This window comes from Cyclobacterium sp. L-R, assembly GCF_056859355.1.
Window position 1 is genome coordinate 61,003 of record NZ_JBSXOH010000034.1, and the last position, 21,858, is coordinate 82,860.

The following is a 21,858-nucleotide window of genomic DNA, read 5'->3' on the forward strand; positions in this document are numbered from 1 at the left end:
TTAGTTTAGCAATTCATCAAATGTAATGGACAGGTAATATATGGCTCCGGTAGTAGGTCCTCCAAAATTTAGAAAATACCTATTGTTAAGAACATTTGATCCTCCTAACTTAAGAATTGACTTCATGCTTTTAACTTTGTAGGAGACCTGTGCATCCAAATTATGGACTTCAGGAACTGTACCTCTAGCGAAGCTTGATTCCCATCTAAATGAAGTTTGGTATCTGTAGGCAAGATTAAACCCTAGTTTATCAGTTAATTTTCTGTTCCCAAATACTATGTTGACCTTATGTTCCGGGGTATTAAATTCTGACAAATATCCCGCCTCAAATTCTGTTAGTAACTTGTTGTAGTTGTAATTGCTACTGATAGTATAATTGCTTGGAAGATTATAATTAACTCCAAGAACCAAGCCATGGGCCCGAACCTCTCTGTCCACAATATTGGTGTAGGACTGAAAGGTGTTTTCTTGTCCTGGTGTGGTCACAGGTGTCAGAAGGGAAGGTGCATTGATGGCATTTATGGCTCCTTCATCTGAGCTAGGGTCAGCACCTGGGTATACTGGTCCCGGAGCTTTTCGTATGGCCGTTTGGGAAATGAAATTATTATATCTATTGTAGTAATAGGCGAAGTCAATTAGAAGCCTGTTATCCATTAGCAATCCCTTATAGCCAATTTCTATGGCTTTAACCTTTTCAGGACTTAGGGCAGGAAGTGAAGTCACTGGCTCTAAAAGCCCTGTTGCAGATGCTCCAACCGGACTGGCTCCTTGAGCTACAGCAGCAGTATATTCTTGGACAGACGCCAATGAATATCCATTCTCATATATTTTGTATTTGTCTCTATAGTAGGGTAAACCAGAAATTAGTCGGGCAGATATTACATTGAGGTCAATGTGCTGAGCTTGGGTTGAAGGCATTCTAAACCCAGTTTGATAAGACAACCTGAAATTATGATTTTTCTCTGTGAACACTGCCGCCATTCTTGGGCTAAACTGTCCATCAAAATTTTCATTCTTATCGTACCTTAAAGAACCCATTAGTCTTAACTTTTCTTGCAATAGACGTTTGGAGGCTTGTGCATAACTACCGATTTCTGAAATGGTGATGTCATTGCCTTCATAATCAGCAAATATGGTTCCATTGGATCTTAAATCATAAACCCTGTAAGCTGCCCCAACTTGGAGATCTAAAAAGTCTATCTCATTTTTGAAATCATACTGACCTTCCGTTAGGTACATTCTGGAACGATCATAAAACAATGAACCACTAGGGATAAAATCTCCACTAATATCCGCAGCTGTATTGTTGAATTCAGCACTTCCGGGAAGGTACCTGCCCTGATCTGCCTGTTGTCTCGCAAATTGGTGCGCTGCTGCCTGTTGTGCTGTGGTACCAAGCTGGCCCGGAACAACTTGTTGATTGGCCAATGCGCCTAGGTAGTTTAGGGTATATTCTCCATACCAGGTAGAATTGTCCTTCCAGGTATCATTGATTAAAATTCCATTTAAATCTGAGATATAAGACTTACCTGAATTGTCTCTAGTCGTGTAGCTACGGACAAAATAGTTATCACCTTTTAATTCTAATTTGTGCTGGGTGATAAAAAATTCATTAAGGGAGTATCTTTGGGCCCCGGTATAAATAGAAGTACCTGAACCGTAGTTTAAGGAGTAAAATATTTCCGCATTGTCAGAGATACGGTAATGCAAAGCTCCATTTAACTTATAATTACGTGCCCCATAATCTACCAGTGTTTTTTCAGGATAACCAGTCCTTGATACCACCTGATCAGGAATGCTACCAATATAAGCGCCTATTCCAAGCAAATTTGCTTGTTCTTGAATGGCACTCACATTTCTTAGTAGACCAATATTATTGGAAACCTCGTCTCCAAAAGTGTGGACTTGATTTGCTCCTGGGTTGAATGGTAAGTCTCCTTGGGCAATGGAGTTGAGGTCGGTGCTGTTGGTACCGTACCAATCCACCGCCTTCATCATTGAAGCGCTGATTTTGAAAGCCCACTTATTATTGAATGCTTTGGCATACCTGATGGCTCCTTCATACATTGGTTGGGGTGAGCCAGGTTCTTCAGGATTAGTATTTATATGGTTTATTCCTTGCTTGTAATAAGCACTTAAGCCTTGATAATCAAAGGGGTTTTTACTATTTACCAGCAAAATTCCATTGAAAGCATTAGGACCATAAAGGGCCGAGGAGGCTCCAGGTATAAACTCAATACTTTCTACATCAAGCTCAGATGGTCCATTCAGATTTCCAATAGGGAAGTTTAACGAAGGGGCCTGCGTGTCCATGCCATCCGTTAGTTGAACAAAACGGGTATTTCCTGTTGAGTTAAAACCCCTGGCATTTAAAATTTGGAAGTTTATTGAGGAACTTGTTATATCCACGCCCTTCAAATTGGCTATGCCCTTGTAGTAGGAATCCCCTGGAGCCTCTCTAATATCCAATATATCCATTTTCTCTATAGATACTGGTGATTGGAGAATACTTTCTTCTACTCTAGAGGCGGAAACAACTACTTCTTGTCCCAAAAAGGTTTGTTCTGATAAAATAACCTCTAATGGTGAGGGATTAGGAGAGGTAATTGTTATTTCCTGGCTGGTAAAACCCACCATTGAAAAGATCAAAGTAATAGGAGGTGGGGAGCCCACGGTAATTGAAAAATTTCCTTTTACATCCGTAATGGTTCCCGAAACCTTTCCTTTTACCAAGATATTTACACCGATTAAGGTTTCGTTGGTATCCATGTCTTTGACCGTACCTGTTATCGTTGTTGCTTGCTGAGCGAGTAAGGGTGTTAATGGGAGAAGAAATAACCCAATTAATAGTATATAATAATGGAAACCCTTTTGTTGTCGGTTAGTTTTCATGGCACTTTGGGTTTAGTTGTCAAAATGGATAAGAATAAGTTAATTCAGGTCATTTTGCAATAGCTTATAGGTATTAAATTGTTAACAATTGAGCTCTGCTATTATTCGTATAAACTTGTTATTAATTTACAATAAAATTCCTAATAAAATAGTGTTACACAAAGTTAAGATATCGAATTTCAATTTTGTTTTTAATTAAAACATTGGACACTTAAAAAATGAGCTTTTTGTAGATGCTTTCAAATTGCGTTCAGTTGGTGATTATTTATCATTAAACCCGGATTATGTAATAGGATTTCTCCGTCCTGACAATAGTCAGGGGTGAAGCCTGTCCCGTGTTTACGGGAAGTGTTGCAATCGCAGAAAATCAGGATGTTTGGAGATTTTAGCATAGCACCGCTATGGTGAAATTGAAAACAGCAACGAAGTGGCTGATTTTAAAGCGATTTCAACACGTAATAGAATGTCTATTGCATATTTCGGGTTAAAACCTTTGTATACAAAAATGGATAATCCAAATTAAGGATTATCCATTTGCTATAATTAAAATAAAGAGGTAATTGTACCTCTAAAGCATTCAAAGAATTATTGCTTTTTTTCGTTTTCCTCGTTGACATGTTTTACTAAACGGTCACAAAGGGCTTTTATCTCTTCAGAATAGTATTCGTCTCCTGTGCTGTTCAATATGTTTTGTCCCATACCACCTAAAATATCAATATAAAATCTTTTCATTTCTGCAACTGACATTTCTGAAGTCCAAAGATCGATTCTTAAGGTACTTTGGTTAAGCGTATCCCAAACATTCAAACTTATGCTTCTGGTAGATTCAGCCCCTTCGGCTTCTTTGTCAGTAGCATCCCATTCTATACTTTTTGGCAGATTATCATCGTCCAGGGAAACAGTAAATTTGATCTCAGATTTTTTCATTTTTATTAGATTCAATTTATTCATGCAAAATTAAGAAAGAATTGGCAAAGTGCCTTCACTAATCCCTATCAAACAATTCCATTTCCTTTATATCTCCCTTTATTACAAGTCTTCCTTCGGTTTTTGCTTTTATTTCTTCAATACTGACGCCAGGAGCTCTTTCACAGAGTTTAAAACCACCTTCAGGAAGTATAGTGAATACACCAAGGTCTGTGAAAATCTTTTGAACGCATCTAATTCCCGTAATAGGCATCTCACAATGTTTAAGCAATTTGGAACTACCATCTTTATGACAATGATGCATGGCTACATAAAGTTTAGCTTCAGAAGCTACCAGATCCAATGCCCCTCCGACACCTTTTACAAGCCCGGATGAGATTTTCCAGTTACTTATGTCCCCATTTTCTGATACTTCCAATGCACCTAAAATGGAAAGGTCAATATGCCCTCCTCTGATCATGGCAAAAGCTTCTGCAGAATCAAACAAAGAGGAGCCCTTGACCATACTTATGGTTTCTTTGCTTGCATTGATTATATCGGGATCCATATTTTCCGTTTCCGGATATGGGCCTATTCCCAAAAGTCCATTTTCCGACTGAAACACAACCTGTAGCTGTTCCGGAAGATAATTGGCAATTAAAGTGGGGATGCCAATGCCTAGATATATGTATTGACCGTCTTTGATCTCACTGGCGATTCTCTGAGCTATTTGTTTCTTGCTTAGCATGCGTAGTAAAGATTATTTTCTAACGGTTTGATTTTCTATTCTTTTTTCATAATTGTCACCTTGAAAAATGCGCTGCACATATATTCCAGGCGTATGAATTTGGTTGGGGTCTAACTCTCCCACCGGTACCAGTTCTTCCACTTCAGCGATAGTGATTTTACCTGCGGTGGCCATCAATGGATTAAAGTTTCTGGCTGTTCCTTTATAAATCAGATTTCCGGCAGTGTCACCTTTCCAGGCTTTAATAAGTGCAAAATCAGCTTTTATCCAACGTTCCAATAAAAATAAACGTTCGTCAAACTCTCTTACTTCTTTGCCTTCAGCTAAATGTGTGCCAACCCCAGCCGGGGTATAGAAAGCAGGTATGCCAGCACCACCAGCTCTTATCCGTTCCGCAAGCGTCCCTTGAGGTATCAATTCTAATTCCAGGGTTCCGGCTTTGAATTGTTTTTCAAACTCTAAATTTTCCCCTACATAGCTTGAGATTAACTTTCTAAGCATATGTTGTTTGATGAGTAAACCTACTCCAAAATCATCAACTCCCGCATTATTGGAAATGCAGGTCAGGCCTTTAAGCTTTGTCTTTAGCAATGCATTGATACTGGCTTCAGGTATGCCACAAAGTCCAAAACCACCAATAAGTATAACAGCTCCATTTTCTATATCAGAGACTGCTTCATGTGCATCTTTTACAGTTTTATCAATCATTAGACTTCTTGTTTGTTGCAGAAAAGAAATCTACTACCTGTTCTTGGTCTATATTCAATTGCTTTTTTAAGGCATTGAGGTTCTCAAATTTTTTCTCAGGACGTAGGAATGCCAATAACTCCATGTTAATGATTTTACCGTAAATGTCTTGATCAAAGTCCAAAATATTTACTTCAATATTTCTTCGTTCGCCAGAGATAGTTGGACGAATGCCTATATTAAGCATACCTTCGTAGGCTTTGTCTTCTATCAAAACCCTTACAATATATGCCCCATCCATTGGTACCAGTTTATTCTTTTCTTCAAGTTTAATATTGGCTGTAGGGAAGCCTATAGTTCTACCAATTTTATCACCTTCTATTACTTCTCCCTGTAAGTTGTAAGGTCTGCCAAGAAATTCATTGGCTAAAACGATATTTCCCGTTTCGAGTGCTTTTCTGATTTTGGTGCTACTTATGCCTATATTATCTATGTCCTTTCTGGGGATTTCCTCAAGTTCAAAATTATACCGACCTTGTTCTGCATGTAGGTGGGCAAAACTGCCTTCTCTGCCTCTGCCAAATCGATGGTCGTAGCCTATGACCAGCTTCTTGGTTTTGATTTTCTCTACTAATATTTTCTCAATAAAATCTTTAGATTCCATTTTAGAAAACTCCATCGTAAATGGAATACTTAATAGGTGATCAATGCCAAAACTTTCTAAAAGTGCTACTTTTTCATTAAAGCTATAAAGCAATTTTATCCCATGCGATTCAGGAAACAATACCATTCTCGGATGGGGCCAAAAGGAGACCAATACGGTTTCTCCATTTATGGATTTGGCAATGTTTTTAAGTCTTTTGAGTATTTTTTGATGGCCAAGGTGCACACCATCAAAAGAGCCAATCGTAACTACAGGTTTTTGAATGTCAGGGAAATCATCAAGAGATTTATAAATTTTCATTTTGCTCTTTTTTGATTTTTTCTATCAATTGATCAAGCTCCCAGGCATTTTCTAGCTTGAATTCACCAATAGCATCTCGGGAAAGGGCCGACATGTATGCACCCACCTCAAGCGCATCTCCAAGATCTCTTGCCAGACTTCTGATATAAGTTCCCTTGGAACAAACTATCCTGAAATGGATTTCTGGTAGCTCGATACGGGTTATTTCAAATACTTCCACAGTAACTGGCCTAGGGTCAAGTATTACAGTAATCCCTTTTCTTGCAGATTCGTAGACGCGTTTTCCATCCTTTTTAATAGCGGAATGATTTGGTGGAATTTGCATGATGTCTCCCGTAAGGGTAGCAACAGCCTTTAAAATCTCCTCCTCGGTCAGATGCATTGGGTCGGCAACATCAATCACCTCCTGCTCTAAATCGAAAGAATCAGTGGTTTTACCCAAAACAAAAGTACCAGAGTATTCCTTTTTTTGAGCCTGATACTGTTCGATGTTTTTCGTTTCTTTTCCAGCACAAATAATCAATAGGCCTGTAGCCAAAGGATCAAGGGTGCCTGCATGTCCTACTTTCTTTACCTTAAGCGCATTTCTTAGCTTTTTTACGGCATCAAAAGAAGTCCATTTGTAGGGTTTGTTGACGAGAAAAACTTCTCCGTATGGTATTTGCTGATTGTTCATTAATAATATGTTCCAGCAACAATGGCGAGTACACCAACTATGACACAATAAACTGAGAAATAACTCAACTTACTTTTTCTAACAAGTTGAATCATCCATGTGCATGCTATAAGTCCTGCGACAAATGCCGCAGTGAAAGCGATAACCATACTTCCAAACTGGTCACTTTGGTAAGTCAGGTCACCTGATAAAACATCTTTACCTATTTTTCCTAAGATTAATGGAACTACCATTAAAAAAGAAAACCTTGCTGCTCTATTCTTATCTATACCCAGTAAAACAGAAGTCGAAATAGTTGCTCCAGAGCGAGAAATTCCTGGCAACATGGCGACAGCCTGCGCAATCCCAATAATAACAGCATTGACAAAGGAAACTGGTTTACCTGTGTTTTTTGCTTTGTCTGCCAGATAGAGTAATAAGCCCGTTATCAAAAGCATGAATCCTACAAAAACAACCTTACCACCAAACAATTGCTCCAACTGTTCTTCAAAAAGTAAACCTACCACAACAGCAGGAATCATGGATAAGATGATTTTTAAGGAAAATTGGGTTTCCTCATTGTTTTTAAACTGAAACAATCCGTTTAAAAGATCAGCAACATCTTTTCTAAATACGACTAGTGTACTTAAAGCAGTGGCAAAATGGACGACTACAGTAAATAGTAAACTTTCTTCGGGGACAGAATTGCTACCCAGTAGTGCAGCTGCAATTTCTAAATGTCCGCTGGATGATACAGGTAGGAATTCAGTAAGCCCCTGAACTATACCCAAAATAATTGCTTCAAAAATGGTCATTACTTTTATTTATTTTTATAAAAAATGGCGTAAAATTCAAAAAGAAAACCTGATAATACTACAATAGGGCCTAAGGTTAAACCCATAAAGCCAAACCCATGAGGGCTGCTATCTAATCCCATAATGGCAAACCCAACCACGATGATTGCAATACCGATAAGCATGAGCTGATAATTTTTTTTCGAAAAAGGCAATGGATTGTTTTTCATATTCTTAGTATAATTCGTCCAAAGACATGTTGAGGTATTTATTGATAGAGCGGTAAGTACTTAACCAGGACATTAAGGCTCCCAATAAAATTAGGCTTCCAAATAACATGGCGAGCAATTCTATATCGTAAAGTAATTGTAATCCTTCAATGAAATTTTTACCATATTCCAGCAGGCTGAAAATAATACCTGAGGCAATAATGCCTCCCAATGCGCCATAAAGGAAGGCACGCCACAAAAACGGTCTTCTTATAAATCCCTTTGTAGCACCAACGAGTTGCATGCTTCGGATCAAAAAACGTTGAGAGAATAAAGCCAGTTTTATTGTGTTGCTTATTAAAATCACCACCGTTATAAGTAGAATTAAAATCAATGCTCCCAATACAATGCCTACTTTTAATAAGTTTTCATTGATAGAAGATACTACATCTTGCATATAGGTAACTTCAAAAACACCAGGGATAGCTTCGATCTCTGTTACAATTTCTTGAATTTTCTCAGAGGTTTGAAATTCCTCATTTATGGAAAAGGTAAAAGAATCTCTGAGGGGATTGTCATCCAGAAATTGGGTGAAATCTTCCCCTACTTCCTTTAAAAATACCTCTGCAGCCTCATCCTTGCTTGTGAATTGAAGCATGGCAGTATCTTCCTTTTTAAGAACATAGGGTTTCTTTCTCATCTGGCTGATGAGCTTGTCTATTTTGGATTGCTCCATTTCCTTGTTTAGAAATACCTGAACTTCTATGTTTTCACGTATTATGGAAGTTAGCTTTTTCGCCTGAATGGCAATTACACCAAAAAGCCCCATCATTAGCAATGATAGGGTTATGCTGAATAATACGCTGGCAAATTTATAACTTCCCAGTCTCGTTTTTTTTCTCTTAAATTTAGCCATCACATAATAGTGTGTTTGTCAAAATTAATCAGGTATATTAACTTAACCAACCTTATTATTTAATTTGATTGGAATTACCTTTTCTGGAGTTGTTACCATGACGCTTTCGGCACTTTTTACATCCATGCAAAATAATCCGGTAAATTGACCAAATGCAGGCATAATCAATGTGTTGTTTTTATGATAAAAGGCCGGCAATCTAAAGCTTTGTTTACCATTTTTCTTTAAGACTATACCTGGATGGATATGGCCACAAATATTTAAAATACCCTTAGGTAGTCCTTCTTGAGGTTTATGGCTTAAGAGCAAATTGCCCATTTTTAAATTTCCTGAGTGAATTAATAATGGGCTGTCTTTGTAAATAGTATCTGTCAATATATCATGATTGCCCATTACCAAATGGAAATCAATATTGGGATGCAATTCAATAAATTCAAGTAATGTAAACCAGCTTTCATTGGCAGCACTGTGAAACAGGTCTCCTAAAAATAATACTTTAGAAGCACCAGTAGAAGTCAATAATTCGTGGATTCGAGTAAAATCAGCCAAATGAATGTTTTCTGGAACAGGTATACCTGCCTTTCGAAAATGAGCAGCTTTACCAAAGTGAGTGTCAGCCAACAAGAGGCTGTTTTCCTCCGCTATCCATATGGCCTTTTCTTTTAATAAATGTAAAGTCGCCAGTTCATGATTCCAAATATATGTTCCGTTGTCTGTTGCTGCCAAAGGTTATAAAAGTTTGATCACAAAGGTAATTTTTTCTTTGGGTTTTGAAGCATGGATTGCTTGGGCTTTGGTCGAAAAGTAAGTTATATAGATTTTACAATGAATTAAGCGGTTTACCGTTTAAGTTCTATCTGACTCAAAGTAATGAAGACTAAAATATCAATTCTGTAATTTTTGGAATGGATATTGTTTAGGCATTTGTTCCTTTAAAACCCAAATTATCCAATAGTGTTGATCGACTTTATTTTCATTGGGAAAGGATTCCAATTGGAATCTATGGCGTATTTCGCGTTGAAAAATTAAACTATCTTAAAACTTTATGGATTGCAGAAAATTAAAATTTATTGAGAGGTTAAAAATGGCCATCTTTATAAGCTTTGTATTTTTTTTAAGTGCCAGTAATGGTTTTGGCCAACAGGTTGAAATAAGTGGTGGCTTAGCCCAAAAAGTTTTGTTTGGTCAGGAAAAGAGTGTTTACAGGCCTTCTTTAGGCTATGAGCTTGGTTTTAATCATCATGTAAATGATTACCGTTTTGCCCATTCTGTAAGTTATGGGTTTAATATTGGGGCTTATAGATTGAATCGATACTATTCAGAAGATGGCCTAGTAGACCAGCATCAACAGTTGTTTGAAACCAAAGGATCTTTTCGTTATGATTATTTTGTCAAAAGTAACTTTTCATTGTTCTCAGGAATAGAGGCAGGTTTTCAATTCATTAATTTAAAGACTGATCAAAATGTTGTCCTTTCTTCTGAAAGGACAACCCAAGTATTTACCAAAGGTGTACTGGCGCCAAAAGCGGGATTTAATTTTGAATTTAATCCCTACTTGTCCGTTTATTACAAGCTATCCTACGACTTAGGACGTTACCTTGGCGACCATCCAACTTGGGGAAACCCATCCTCAAAATGGACCCATTTGCTGAACAATTCGGCAGGCATCAGAATTAAATTTAACAATGGTTACCTTTATTAATCTATTTTTTTCGAGCTTTTAAGGTAGGCCATTAAATTCACAATTTCTTTCTCGCTCAATGACTCAAATAAACCAGGAGGCATTAAAGAGACATTGGTTATTTCTTTGTTTTGAATGGAAGACTTGTTGATTTTCACAGACTCCTGTCCAGCGATTTTTAAGGTTAACTGTTTACCGTTTTCAGCCACAACGTTACCTGTGTAAGTACGACCATCCATTGTGGTGATGACTACCAATTTATAAGCATCCTGAATTTCAGCACTAGGCTCAAGTACATTAAGGAGAATATAATCTGTGTTCGCTCGGTTGGACCCAGTCAGATCAGGACCTATTTCAGCTCCCTCCCCAAACATTTTGTGACAAGTCCCACAAGATTGCATAAAAAGCCGTTTTCCCGCTTTAAGGTCTGCTTTTTCCAGTGCTTTTGTTGTTAGAATTGATCGGTAGCTGTCATAGGCCGCCGCATCATTAGGCACATGCTCTATTGGACCCCAAAATTCAACAAAGCCACTCCCAATTACCCTATGAAGCTGCCTAGCCAAGGTGACGGGGATTTCCTTTTTCACAATATTTTCAGCTTTAATTTCGTCCAAAAGTAGATTGCCATACCTTGGGCGTGATGACAGGGTTTGGAGAATGGCTATTTTATCCTCAGCAGATGAATTTGGGTACAATTTTATAAGTTCCCTGCCCAAATGCTCGTTATTGAAAGCAGCAGCAGACCGGATAGCGGTTGTACGCATTTCTTTATCTTTGAATAAATCCGGGAGTAATGGGACCAATTCATTTTTTTGCCTGGCCGTCAGTAATTGAAGGGATTTTATTTTGTCTTCACGACTTGCAGAATTGCCTTTTAAATTGGCCAGTGCTTTTTGTGTAGCTTCCGCATCTCCAAATAAGGCACTGATGTCTTCAGCAAGCTTGACAGTAGAATTATTACCTTTTAACTGACTTTCCAGCTTTTTCCAATTATCAGGCGCAATTAAATCCGTTCTCCCTTCCATACCATTGATCATGCCTTCAAGTAATAAAACTTTATTGGAAGTAGCCATTTGGATGGTGCTTACGAGGTGTTTCAATTCTTCCCCATCCACAGCTCTTCTTGCCATGTATCCGGTTAGCAAAGGTATTTGGGACTGGTTGGCCAATGCCATAAATCTTTCTGGGTCTTTTTCAATTAGGTCAGATATGCCAAACCATATAAGTTTGGGCACATTATGGTCATTGCTGTCCTCATTCCTGCTTAATAAATCAGTTACCAGGTCCCATTTCCAGTTTTCAGGTATCCGTTGTAAAGCTGAAGCCAGATAAAGCCTCACAGTAGGAGAGGGGTCATTTTTGGCCATTTCTAAAAATAAACTTCGCGCCTCTTCTGGTGGGGTTTTGGTTTCACAAAGCAACTGAATTGACCAAGAACGAACATAGGGATCAGCATCTCTTAGATTCTGAATCAGTTCACTTGTTTGCCAATTTCTTGTCTGATGCAAGGTCCAAAGTGCCCTTAACCTTAGGTCAGGATTCTTTTTATTAGCAAAAAGTACCTTTAATGCTTTTATCGCTTTTTCTTCTATTTCACCCTTATATGCCCTTTTTTGAAGAATACCCCGGGCTCTTCTGGCATGCCAGTCACTCTTGCTGCTTTGCAATTCTACCAGTTCCAGATCAGAAAGTAAATTGAGGTCTGAGTAACGTCCTTTCCAGTTTTCTGCCAAGCTCTTTTCAGGCATTATTCTAAAAACCCTTCCCGTTTCACCATTTAGGACTTCTTGTCCGCAAATATCAGCATCATGCCAGTCCAATACATAAACGCCACCATCAGGCCCCACTTCCATGCTAAAGCCTACCCACTGGGCATTATTGGCCATTAAGAAATTATCTGCATGCTTGCCTATAAAACCCGAACCATTTGGTACCAACTTGTCTGTTAAGACGGCATGTTCGTGGATATTGGCCATAAAAACCTTTCCTCTTTCTTCTTCAGGAAAGGCATCTGACTGGTAAATTCTTGCACCTCCATGCGCAGAACGGTGACTGTGATCAGTGATTGTTTTAATGTCCTCATATACATAAGGGTTGAAATGCTGCCCTCCTTGCCTGTGAAAAATTCCGCCTGGTATCACATGCCATAGGTGGGGAATGACACAGGCAGACATGATGAGTTGGCCTTTAGCATCGTAATCTATTCCCCAAGGATTGCTAAAACCGTGAGCCACTACTTCAAAATTGTGTTGCGTAGGGTGGTACCGCCATACCCCACCATTAATGTCTACTCCATCGGCTTCAAGTAGGCCCTCAGGGAAGGGGTCTTTGTGGTAATACAATTTTGTTTTTTCTTCCTCAGTAGGATTTCTTATTTTGGAAGGTGTGGCAAAACCTTGAAGACCATAGAGCCAGCCATCAGGTCCCCAATGTAAGCTGTTCAGTGTCTCATGTCTATCTCTTATGCCCCATCCGGTTAGCAATACTTCAATATCCTCTACATCTGCTTTGTCATCCTGATCTTTGTCAGGGATAAAAAGGAGGTTTGGTGGTGCTCCTACATATACACCATCAAAACCTACAGCCAGTGCTGCAGGAAAGGCCAGGCCTTCCATAAAGACTTTTTTCGTGTCAGCTTGTCCATCTCCATCACTGTCCTCAAGGATGAGTATCCGGCTATTTCCGCTGTTTGAAAATCCATCTTGCCTAGATTCATAATCCTTGTTTTCAGCTATCCATAACCTTCCCTTATCATCCCAACAAAATGCCATGGGTTGGGTAATCATAGGTTCTGAAGCAAATACATTGACTTTAAAACCAGGTTTTATTGTCATGGCTGCGATGGCCTCTTGTGGGTTTAGGAATTTAGCTTTTCTACCTTCATCTCTGGCCAATTGCCACAATGAGGCAGTGTTGTACTTGCCTTTTCGATCTGTATATTCGGCCCAGGCCTCAGTGATGGCAACATCATTGAATTCATCGGTGTAGAAAAATAATCGATGTTTAATTTGTTCATTGGCACCACTATCAATTTTCCAATCTTCATCTCTGGTATAGGCAGGCCCCAGCCCAAATTGGTTGTCCACTCTCCATTTTTGCGGGTAGCCTTTATTGTCAGGATGATCAAACAGAGCAATATTTGCCCTGTTATCCCTTCCTTCTACCTGCATGCCCAGGTTGATCCACATTGAATTTTTTCCTTCGGCCAATTCATTTACTTGTCGAGCAGTATTGATGATTTCTGAATCTATGCCTTCCTTCCAGGGCATCCGGACAAATAGCCCACCATAATCATACTTCCCTATCGTTAGGTCCTGTTGGGCCTGACCGTTCCAATCCAGGTCTAATAGGTATTGCTGTCCTTGGGCTTTTAAGGTCCAGGTCTGCGTTTCTGTCATTAAAGGATTTCCCAAGCTGTCCAGCATTTCGTAGATTGTTTGCCAAGAAACACGCTCACCTTCTTCTTCCAATACGTTGACAGCGACTTTTTTCCAATAATCTCCTCCTGGATTATGGAAAAAATCTCTTTGATTCACCCTTGTAAATCCCCAATAGATTCCCGTTTGGTGCTTGTGGTGATTGGGGCTTTTTTCTGTCAGAATGCCTTTACCATCAGGAGCCACTATTGGATGTATATAAGGCCTGAAATCTGTTTCCGCCACCTGTGTTAGAAGAGGTGTTTTCAAATCTCCCTTTCTAAAAACCTGTACCTGTTGATTTGATTCGTCAAGCTTGACAATAAGGCTATCAGCTCCGGTTAATGTTTTGGATTCTTCATTTTTATTGCTTTGTCCACAACCGAAAACAATAAATACAATTAGGATTAGAGAATAAGTTATTCGCATGGTTTTGGGCTTGGTATTGACTTAATAATTGCTTTTGGGTACGATGACTCCATATTGGGTCTTGATACGTTTTAAGCGATCCGTCATGGCGGTTTTAATGGAATCGCAGGAACTGTCGTTATAGATGTTATTCATTTCGGTGGGATCAGCTTCAAGGTCATAGAGTTCCCATTCGTCCAATTCATAAAAATGCATTAATTTATACCTTTCACTTGTAACACCTTCGTGTTTTCTAACACTATGAACCGCAGGGAATTCATAGTAATGATAATACAAGTAGTCTCGCCAATCTTCTGGAGTATTCCCCATCATCAAAGGAACTAAACTGCGGCCTTGCATGCGGTCTGGGGCAGGAATATCTGCCAAATCCAAAAAGGTCTGGGCAAAATCAAGATTGGAAACAAGTTTGTCACTGGTAATCCCTTCCGGGATTTTACCAGGTCATTGCATCAATAAGGGCGTTCTGAAAGATTCTTCATACATAAAACGCTTGTCGAACCAACCGTGTTCTCCCAAATAAAACCCCTGATCTGAAGTGTATACCACCAAAGTGTTTTCGTTGAGCCCAATTTCCTCAAGGTAATCCAATACACGTCCCACATTGTCATCCACTGATCTAATAGTGGCCAGGTAATCCTTCATGTACCTTTGGTATTTCCATCGGATCAAATCATCACCTTTAAGGTCTTTAGCCTGAAAATCTGCTATAATTGGATCATAAGTAGCATCCCAATTGGCACGTTGGCTGTCATTCATTCGTCCATAGGTACGATTAAATACTGGACCTTTTTTATTTTCATCTGTCCATATCTTTAAATCAGAAGCCAAATCCATGGTTTTATTTATGCTCAAGTCTTGTGTTTTGGCTGCAGTACCTCTGGTGGCATAGTCATCAAATAAGTTGTCTGGTTCGGGGAAGGTAAGCTCTTCATAAAGGTCTAAATGCTCAGGACCTTTTTCCCATTTTCGGTGAGGTGCTTTGTGTTGAAGCATAAGCAAAAAAGGTTTTCCACTATCCTGATTTTCAGACAGCCATTTCAAAGACTTGTCTGTAATAATATCCGTAACATAGCCTTCTGCAATCGTAGTGTCTGTAGCAGAAATTATATCAGGATTGTAATAGTGCCCTTGGCCAGGAAGGATTTCCCAATGATCAAAGCCTGTGGGTACAGATTTCAAGTGCCATTTGCCTATCAATGCAGTGTTGTAGCCATTTTCTCTGAGAAGTTTAGGGAAGGTGATTTGACTACCATCAAAAGTATCTGCATTTGTTCTATGCCCATTTACATGACTATGTGTTCCCGTGAGCACTGAAGCTCTTGAAGGAGCACATATAGAATTGGTTACATAGGCTTTGTTGAAAAGAATTCCCTTAGCTGCAATACGATCTATATTTGGAGTGGGAGCCAATTTTGCAAGACGACCTTGATAAGCACTAATGGCTTGAAAGGCATGGTCGTCGGTGAAGATGAACAGTATATTAGGTTGCTTAGGTGTCTCTTCTTCATCTTTTGGTTTTTCTGAGCAGGAGGCCAGTACAAAAAGCAAGAAAAAAACAAAGGGTTTCATCATCCATGACAGGTATGGTTGTCTTTTCATATTGATAAATTTCATCTTCTCAATTGCAAATAGCTAAAGAAGTAAACAATATATAGAATATTGGGTGATCTAGAAATTGTTAGGTGTAAAACCTTGTTGTAAATTTTATTTTCCAATTATCCTGCTGTGGTTTGTGAGGAGTAAAACGAGGCATAGAAAGGGTTTGAGACTGGGGAAATGCCTTGTTGAATCAGGTTCCTTTATTATATTTGATCAACTAATAAATTGTCTACCATGAAATTTTCACAATTAGCTTATTTTTTGATTTCTGTTCTCCTTCTGCTCAGTTGTAAGGAAAGTGATCCCATGACCCAACTTCAAGAAAGGGATGGTCTTGTAGCTGCCTGGGGTTTTGAAGAAGAAGCAGGCCATGAAAGGTTGGCTGTAGGTAAGGGAGAATTTCCACTTAAAGAAATGAATGGAAGTGTTGAAAGAGTTGCCGAGGGACCATTGACAGGATATTCAGCCCTAATGGAAAATGAGGCTTTTTTCTCTTTGCCTTATGAAAATACGGGTGAGCTTAATATACATGGTAAAAATCAAGGTGTTACGGTAATGGCCTGGGTGAAGTGGGAAGGTAAAACAGGTTTTGTGGGTGGAATGTGGAATGAATATACGGATGGAGGTAAACGTCAATATGGATTGTTTGTAGACCTCCCACATTATAATGGCGCAGCTCAGGTTTGTGGCCATATTTCCTATTCCGGTGGTCCTACACCACCTTTTCCTTACAGTTGCGATTATGCAGCAAGTAAGCAAAAACTAACCAAAGGGGAATGGCACTATATTGCTTTTACCTATGACGGTGAATACATTAAGGCCTTTTTAGATGGGGAGTTTCAGGAAAGAGCACCTGAGCCAATCAATAACACCAAAGGTTTTGAAGGACTTCCTGATGGCCTAGTTCATTCCAAAAACCCCTATCATTTTAAAAAGGGCATAGGAAATAACGGTTCGGATTTTACAGTGGGGGCAGTAGTTCTTTCCAGAGGAATGGGGAATTTTTTCAATGGACAAATTGGAGGATTGGCTGTTTTTGACAAGGTTTTAGATGAAATAGAGATAAATGAGATTTTTCAGCAAACAATGGTGGAAAATGGATTCACGACTAAAGCGGATTAAACCAGTTCAAATGGTCTAATCTTTTTGCCTTAAATTTAACATAGGGTTAATCAGTTGATTTCCATTTATGTGATGAAATAAGGTTTTGTTGCATTTTGATTGCTCAATTCCGTGATGGAATTGTTTTTTTATTATCTACTAAAAGCTTTTTCGAAAGTAATTCTAACTTCTTATGGGCTAAAGTTTTATTGGTATATGAAAAGGCATAAGTAGGATGTTCAGGAGCAAAAATGAGGATGATTTCATAACTGGATTTTATAGAAATAAAAGTCGGACTTATTCCATTCGGAGTGTTGCTTGTTTTTTGCTCAATAGGAACTAACTTAATGGCTTTTACTACAGGAAGTTTTCTCCAATTCCCGGTTTTAAAACCACAAAATGAAAAGTAATCCTTGACCTTATTGTCGTCAATATTAATCAATGTTCCCTCATAGGTATTGATAATAAGGAGTCCTGCAATGAATACACTGATACCTACCCATAGAGTTTTCTGCAACTTTTCCCCAGCTTCAATAAATAAGGGGCTTAATAAGACGAAAATACTAGTCAATATAAGGATAGCACCCAATAAGTGAATGCCGTTTCGTAGGTCTCTTCGTTTATAGTTGTATAAGTGCATGTTTGGTTCTTTTGGGCTTGTTGGTAGAATTAATTACTATAATAAGCTATTCCTATGGGAATTAGAAATTGATGGTGTGAACTTTTAACTTTATAAAGGATTAATTACCATTTGTTTATTGGTGAAATACTAACATTATATTGAAATTCTAATTATAATGGCTTAGCTATTTTTGCTGCCAAAATCCCTGCCGAAAACCTAGCAGCCCTACTTATTTGGTTTTGATGGTCCCATCTTTATACAGGGCGATTACGCTATTTAAAATCTCACTGATGGTCTCTATGTCAATGTCCAAGTTCGGGTCAACGCGTAAAATCTTCATCCGCCTTCGATTACCTTTTTCAAGTTGGGGGTGGTTTATTCTATTTCCCTCAACAATCCCGATATAGGGTTCATTTGTTTTCTTGTCTTTCCACAGGTAACAACACATTTTATTTTTATAGCTAAAAAAGGGCATGCCGTATTTCAAATCAGTGCTGATATTTCCATCCAGAGAAAGTATGAAATTACTGATAGCTAAAAATACACTTCGCTCAGGTTCAGGCGTATTGTGGTAAAATGAGTCTATTTTCTTCAAGAGGACGGTGAATTTGTAAGTGGACTAATTTTTTACTGTAAACACGGCGAATAATTTAGTGAAGGCGCTTTTCCTCATCCTTAATCAATTGATTCTATATGTAATAAATGCATTAACCTGTGGGCAAAGGGTGCAAAAAATATCGCAACAGTACTTAAAAACACCACCCCACTGAAGAGTGCATAGGCGGAGGCAAATAATTTGGCCGCATTGGTAGACATTTCATCAATAGGCCCCATTCCAGTCAAAATCATGGACGCATTGTACAAGCTGTCGATCCATTCTAATTCACCTATATAGTGGTACCCAAGTATGCCTATTCCAAGAGATACTATAAGAATAGCAGAAGCAATGGATCCATAACTGAAAACTCGCTTAACAAAATCAGGGAAAGGTAAAAGATTTTTATTTGCAGGTTTTATCATCTTTAAACTATTCTATGCCTTACCGAATTCTTTATACCGATAGTCAGGAGCTTTCACTTACCCAATTTCATAAGGGTTGATTTTCTCTAAATTAAAATGAAAGCCACAGAAGCCTATAAATTTTCCTATATCAGGAACAATGCATTTTGGTCGTAGCTCTAGTTTCTAAAAACAATGAATTTCTAGAAATAATTTAAACCCCAAATTGCGTTAAATGGTGGTCAAGATGCTTGTTGAACATATTGTTCCACTCTACTTTGCTAAGCTTGCCAAAGGAATGAGATTCCTTGTTATCGAAGCTTTCTTCTCCTAGTTGCTGTGTTTGATTTAGATAACCAATAAGTCTTTTACGCTCTAAATCAAAATCCCTGGAATCAGTAATCAGGAAAGCCGGAGCTGTTTGGGAATTGCGTTTGTATGGTTTCTCACCTACAACTATGTTTTTCACAAAAGTTTTTAAAATAAACTTCATGAAAAAATTTGGTTTGGGATGTTTGTTCTCGTATACCATTTCATAGGTGACGTTGCAGTGGGCAAGCATTTGCGGGGCCGACATTTTACCCCATTCAGGTTTGGTATCCGCTTTCAGCTTATTGATTCGTGCAATCATTTCATCCGTTACACTTTTGTTAAATATATTGGGTAAAGCCATTTTAATGTCCTTAAAGTTTGAATGTGTTATTTACGATTTTTAGACTAAAACGAGTCCTCTAAATGCAATTTCTTTCAGTTCTTTGGGATAGGTTAATATTCGAAATATTAATGTTTTCCCTAAGTCTACTTTATTTTTGTCATGAGAATTACACCCGTTGACCAATTCATTTTGGTTAGGTTAAAGTCATTCCTTTTCTCAAGGTATTTAACTAGGTTTTCGGCTTTTTCAGCATGTCCTATTGGCCAGTTTTCTTGTTGATTCATGTCATCAATTATGTAAAAGCCGCCAACTTTTACCATAGATAATATTTCATCTATCTGGCTGTATTTACCTGGCCATGCATCTGCAAATATTAAATCGAATTGTGGACCCGAATAGCCTATTATCCATTTTTCGCCATCTTCACAAAGAATAGAAAGCCTTGGGTCTGTTCCAAAATAATCCTTTGCAATGTCCGTTAATTCGGGATCGTTTTCAATGGTGGTAAGTAAACCATCTTTTCCTAATCCATCCACCATCCATGCCAAGGACAAGCCGATCCCTGTGCCCAATTCCAGAATATTGGCATTTGTACGGGAGGAAATAAGTGTTTTTAGCAAACTACCAATGTACAAATCAGAAGGCATGCTAAAGCCAATCTCATCGGATTTGGCTTGAATTTTTGGGTAAACAGAGGGAATGTCTGTAATATTGGACTGATCCATAGTTATTGTTATAGCTAAATTTATTTTTTTCCTAAAAGCTGGTTTCCTAGCTTTTTTAGGGTTAATTCTTTTTCACTGAAGCCTCTTTTTTTCCTAGAAACTGTGCAAATAGACTTGCAATATAGCAAGGTTTATTTTCCAATAATTCTTTTGACTTCATTGATTAATAAAGGAAAGGCAGGGTGCGTCATTCCATGTCCATAACCATCCATTTCATACAAGACAGTTTTTTTATGTCCAACTACTTTCATCATACGCATTAGGTATGCGTTCTCCTCATACCTTCCCAAAAGTTCGCGTTCACGGTCTCCTGTGATCAATAATAGTGGAGGAGCATCTTTTCGGACATGGAACAAGGGCGCATATTTATCTATGGTAGGTTGTTCTCCAGGGATTCCTTGCTCACCGCGTATAGTGAAATGTGTAATCGTATGACCGCTAAAAGGAATCAATCCGGCAATGTCATTTGCATCTATTTTGTGGGCTGCAAGGTAGGATTTATCCAAGCCTATCATACTTGCCAAATAGCCACCGGCAGAGTGTCCGGAAACAAAAATACTTGTAGGGTCTCCTCCATAGTCGGCAATGTTTTGAAAGGCCCAGGCAACTGCTGCGGCCGCATCTTTTATGTATTCGGGGGCTTTGACTTTTGGAGATAATCTATAGTTTACCCCAATCACAGCTACTCCTTTGTTTTTTAAAGGTTCTGGAATTTCTTTCTTCCCGGAAGTGATTCCGCCACCATGGAACCAAACTATTGTAGCGAAACTTTTCAGGTCTTTAGGGTAATAAATATCCAGCACACAGCGCTCAGCAATGTAAGCATCTGATTTCCTTAATTCATCCCCATAATAAGGGATGTTCTCAACGATTTCATAATTGTCCCCCTGCGCATGGGTATACAATGCCGATAAGGCAAAGCATAAAATCAATACAATTCTTTTCATGGGATTGGGTTGGTTAAATATTTTGGGAATTTATATATGCTCGATTTTTTAAAAGTAGGACAATTGAATTTTTAACCCGGATTATTTAATAGGATTTCCTGGCCCTGACGATAGTCAGGGGTGATGCCTGTTCCGTGTTTACGAGAAGTGTTGCAATCGCAAGAAAATCAGACTGTTTGGAGATTTTAGCATAGCACCGCTATGGTGAAATTGAAAACAGCAACGATTGGGTATTTTAAAGCGATTTCAGCCGTAATAGAATGTCTATTGCATATTTCGGGTTTAAATTACTTATGGATTTCATTGGCTATAAGTTCATGTTCTTTTTATTGGATAGGTTTATTGGCTTAATTCGCAAAGTTTTTTGACAGTTTTTAAGTTCCTTGTAGTTGCTGAGGTTTTAAGTTTACTCTCAAAAAAGTTATTGGTTAACTTGGACTGATGGTATTTTCCTTCGCAATAAATAAAAACAGTTCTTCCTATAATATCAAATTTATCAGGACTGAAATCCAAAGCTTGAATCTTATTAAGCAGTTCGATTTCAGGTTCATCAGCTAAGAAGGTCACGTGGAGTTTTGAGATGTCTGTATCAGTAGTTCCATAAAATGGATTGTTTTTAAAAGTGTTTTGTATCTCCTTGGCAGCTAATACGATTACTGGAACATCAAAACCGAATTTATTTTTAATTGCTATTTCTATGGCTTCAGCCATTTCTGTTTCAGTAATGTGATTTTCAAAAGTGAAAATCACATTACCACTTTGGATATATGTTAAGACCTCTGAATAGCCCAATCCTTCAAACATGGATTTTAGGTCCGCCATCAAAATTTTCTTCTTACCACCAACATTAATCCCTCTTAGAATCGCGATTTTCTTCTCCATGTTATTTGCTGAATACTTATTTATTTTTAAT

Annotated in this window: 20 protein-coding genes and 1 pseudogene; 2 read left to right on the forward strand and 19 right to left on the reverse strand. The window is 38.4% G+C overall.

The genetic code is table 11. The features are described 5' to 3' along the window. From AC13EX_RS03160 to pdeM, 10 genes are all read right to left on the reverse strand, one after another. On the reverse strand, positions 1–2,892 hold the full coding sequence (locus AC13EX_RS03160; RefSeq protein ID WP_482891513.1) for a TonB-dependent receptor: 2,892 nt from the start codon (positions 2,890–2,892) through the stop codon (positions 1–3). A 585-nt stretch (positions 2,893–3,477) separates the two neighbouring features. Next, positions 3,478–3,819 carry a gliding motility protein GldC gene (gene gldC / locus AC13EX_RS03165; protein ID WP_048644052.1) on the reverse strand — a complete coding sequence of 114 codons (342 nt, stop codon included), beginning with the start codon at positions 3,817–3,819 and terminating at the stop codon, positions 3,478–3,480. Positions 3,820–3,877: 58 nt separating this feature from the next. Then, a complete protein-coding gene (locus AC13EX_RS03170) occupies positions 3,878–4,546 on the reverse strand; it encodes a 3-oxoacid CoA-transferase subunit B (protein WP_048644051.1) in 669 nt (222 codons plus the stop codon). Between the two features lie 12 nt (positions 4,547–4,558). Beyond that, positions 4,559–5,254, reverse strand: coding sequence for a CoA transferase subunit A (locus tag AC13EX_RS03175; RefSeq protein WP_048644050.1), 696 nt, complete (start codon positions 5,252–5,254; stop codon positions 4,559–4,561). Then, the gene (locus AC13EX_RS03180) at positions 5,247–6,197 is read right to left on the reverse strand and encodes a bifunctional riboflavin kinase/FAD synthetase (protein ID WP_339713801.1); all 951 of its coding nucleotides are present in this window, start codon (positions 6,195–6,197) and stop codon (positions 5,247–5,249) included. Before AC13EX_RS03180 ends, AC13EX_RS03175 begins: the two co-directional genes overlap by 8 nt. Beyond that, positions 6,184–6,873 (reverse strand): tRNA pseudouridine(55) synthase TruB, encoded by a 690-nt coding sequence (truB, locus tag AC13EX_RS03185; protein WP_482891514.1) that lies wholly within the window; start codon positions 6,871–6,873, stop codon positions 6,184–6,186. The genes AC13EX_RS03180 and truB overlap by 14 nt, the downstream gene beginning before the upstream one ends. Beyond that, on the reverse strand, positions 6,873–7,667 hold the full coding sequence (locus tag AC13EX_RS03190; protein ID WP_482891515.1) for an undecaprenyl-diphosphate phosphatase: 795 nt from the start codon (positions 7,665–7,667) through the stop codon (positions 6,873–6,875). Before AC13EX_RS03190 ends, truB begins: the two co-directional genes overlap by 1 nt. A 5-nt stretch (positions 7,668–7,672) precedes the next feature. After that, entirely contained in the window at positions 7,673–7,876 is a 204-nt protein-coding gene (locus tag AC13EX_RS03195; RefSeq protein WP_048644046.1) for a DUF3098 domain-containing protein, read from the reverse strand. A gap of 4 nt (positions 7,877–7,880) precedes the next feature. Continuing rightward, entirely contained in the window at positions 7,881–8,771 is an 891-nt protein-coding gene (locus tag AC13EX_RS03200) for a cell division protein FtsX (protein WP_482891516.1), read from the reverse strand. Between the two features lie 42 nt (positions 8,772–8,813). Next, positions 8,814–9,497 (reverse strand): ligase-associated DNA damage response endonuclease PdeM, encoded by a 684-nt coding sequence (gene pdeM / locus AC13EX_RS03205; protein ID WP_482891517.1) that lies wholly within the window; start codon positions 9,495–9,497, stop codon positions 8,814–8,816. Between the two features lie 358 nt (positions 9,498–9,855). On the opposite strand from pdeM, the gene AC13EX_RS03210 reads away from it, so the two are divergent. After that, complete coding sequence (locus AC13EX_RS03210; protein ID WP_482891518.1) at positions 9,856–10,473, forward strand: hypothetical protein; 618 nt, start codon at positions 9,856–9,858, stop codon at positions 10,471–10,473. Here the strand turns inward: AC13EX_RS03210 and AC13EX_RS03215 are convergent. Further along, positions 10,470–14,297: a PVC-type heme-binding CxxCH protein gene (locus tag AC13EX_RS03215; protein ID WP_482891519.1), complete on the reverse strand. Its 3,828-nt coding sequence runs from the start codon at positions 14,295–14,297 to the stop codon at positions 10,470–10,472. The two genes, AC13EX_RS03210 and AC13EX_RS03215, sit on opposite strands and share 4 nt — an antisense overlap. 21 nt (positions 14,298–14,318) lie before the next feature. Further along, positions 14,319–15,911, reverse strand: a pseudogene (locus AC13EX_RS03220) (sulfatase family protein). Positions 15,912–16,130: 219 nt separating this feature from the next. On the opposite strand from AC13EX_RS03220, the gene AC13EX_RS03225 reads away from it, so the two are divergent. Then, entirely contained in the window at positions 16,131–17,018 is an 888-nt protein-coding gene (locus AC13EX_RS03225; protein WP_482891520.1) for a LamG-like jellyroll fold domain-containing protein, read from the forward strand. A 103-nt stretch (positions 17,019–17,121) separates the two neighbouring features. Here AC13EX_RS03225 and AC13EX_RS03230 read toward each other — a convergent pair whose 3' ends face one another. From AC13EX_RS03230 to AC13EX_RS03260, 7 genes are all read right to left on the reverse strand, one after another. Then, positions 17,122–17,637 carry a hypothetical protein gene (locus AC13EX_RS03230; RefSeq protein WP_482891521.1) on the reverse strand — a complete coding sequence of 172 codons (516 nt, stop codon included), beginning with the start codon at positions 17,635–17,637 and terminating at the stop codon, positions 17,122–17,124. A 211-nt stretch (positions 17,638–17,848) separates the two neighbouring features. Further along, on the reverse strand, positions 17,849–18,214 hold the full coding sequence (locus AC13EX_RS03235; protein ID WP_482891522.1) for a DUF1801 domain-containing protein: 366 nt from the start codon (positions 18,212–18,214) through the stop codon (positions 17,849–17,851). Between the two features lie 80 nt (positions 18,215–18,294). Then, positions 18,295–18,639, reverse strand: a complete 345-nt coding sequence (locus AC13EX_RS03240) for a hypothetical protein (RefSeq protein WP_482891523.1) — start codon at positions 18,637–18,639, stop codon at positions 18,295–18,297. A gap of 193 nt (positions 18,640–18,832) precedes the next feature. Beyond that, entirely contained in the window at positions 18,833–19,291 is a 459-nt protein-coding gene (locus AC13EX_RS03245; protein ID WP_482891524.1) for a DUF1569 domain-containing protein, read from the reverse strand. Positions 19,292–19,416: 125 nt separating this feature from the next. Then, the gene (locus AC13EX_RS03250) at positions 19,417–19,998 is read right to left on the reverse strand and encodes an O-methyltransferase (protein WP_482891525.1); all 582 of its coding nucleotides are present in this window, start codon (positions 19,996–19,998) and stop codon (positions 19,417–19,419) included. Positions 19,999–20,129: 131 nt separating this feature from the next. Further along, on the reverse strand, positions 20,130–20,945 hold the full coding sequence (locus AC13EX_RS03255; protein WP_482891526.1) for an alpha/beta hydrolase: 816 nt from the start codon (positions 20,943–20,945) through the stop codon (positions 20,130–20,132). Between the two features lie 339 nt (positions 20,946–21,284). Then, positions 21,285–21,827 carry a DUF1697 domain-containing protein gene (locus AC13EX_RS03260; RefSeq protein WP_482891527.1) on the reverse strand — a complete coding sequence of 181 codons (543 nt, stop codon included), beginning with the start codon at positions 21,825–21,827 and terminating at the stop codon, positions 21,285–21,287. Positions 21,828–21,858: the final 31 nt, after the last annotated feature.